Raw genomic sequence first — 970 nt, 5'->3', positions numbered from 1 at the left:
CTAGTTTCAATCTATTATATTTTTTAGCAATGGGCTTTGAGATAACATAAAAATCGAAGTTCTCTCACTCCTATAAATGGAGTCATAGAAATTCGATTTTTTCTAATGATTCTAATCCTAGACGTTCAAAGATAGGCTCCACTCGTTTGGTATAGTAAAGATGGTTGAAAATCTCATCGATTTCCTCTTGTGTCAAACGTGATGTCATCTCTGGATCTGCTTCCAGAAGTAGTTTGAAGTCTACTTGCTTGTCCCAAGAGTAGGCTGTTTTTGGTTGTACCAAGTCATAGGCTTGCTCACGGGTCATGCCTTGTTCAATCAAGGTCAACATAGCACGTTGGCTAAAGAACAGACCAAAAGTCGCGTTCATGTTGCGGATCATGTTTTCTGGTAAGACCGTCAAGTTCTTGACGATATTTCCAAAACGGTTGAGCATGTAGTCAATCAAGAGGGTCGTATCAGGTGTGATGATACGCTCAGCTGATGAGTGGGAAATGTCGTGTTCATGCCAGAGAGCCACATTCTCATAGGCTGTAATCATGTGACCACGCTCTAAACCCTGTTCAATCCCTTCTGCACGACCGCGTTCCAACCCTTTTTCTTCAGCTTGTTCCAAGGCATAGTCCTGCGCTAGCAAGGCTTGTTCTTCGCGTCTGCGTTGTTCACTAAACATCTCCCTGTCCTCCTCGGACCAGCTCTTGTAGTCCAGCAGTTGATCTGCTTGGCTGATGGCTCGCTCGGGTTCCTGGGTAAAAGGTTTATTCCCAAAAAACTCCAACCATGGTTTGCGAACCTCGTCTTTGCTGGTTTCTCTGTATTTTTTTTAGGTCTTATTTGTAATGTTTTTTCAATAGTTCTTCAAACTCAGCGACAGTCATACCCAGCTGATGGCTGGCAACCTCGGAAGTCAGAAGTCCTTGGCGAACCATATCCAGAAAGGCAAAAAGTTTTCCACGTTCAAGTCCACGCT

1 pseudogene is annotated in these 970 nt (G+C 43.8%); it reads right to left on the bottom strand.

The annotated features are described in order from the left end of the window. Positions 1–82: 82 nt before the first annotated feature. Positions 83–550 (bottom strand): annotated as a pseudogene (locus HT699_RS10930) (adenylosuccinate lyase); the annotation flags it as partial. Positions 551–970: the final 420 nt, after the last annotated feature.

Source organism: Streptococcus sp. 1055 (assembly GCF_013276815.1).
GTDB classification, from domain to species: Bacteria; Bacillota; Bacilli; order Lactobacillales; family Streptococcaceae; genus Streptococcus; species Streptococcus pseudopneumoniae.
This window is presented reverse-complemented; position numbering and strand designations above follow the sequence as displayed.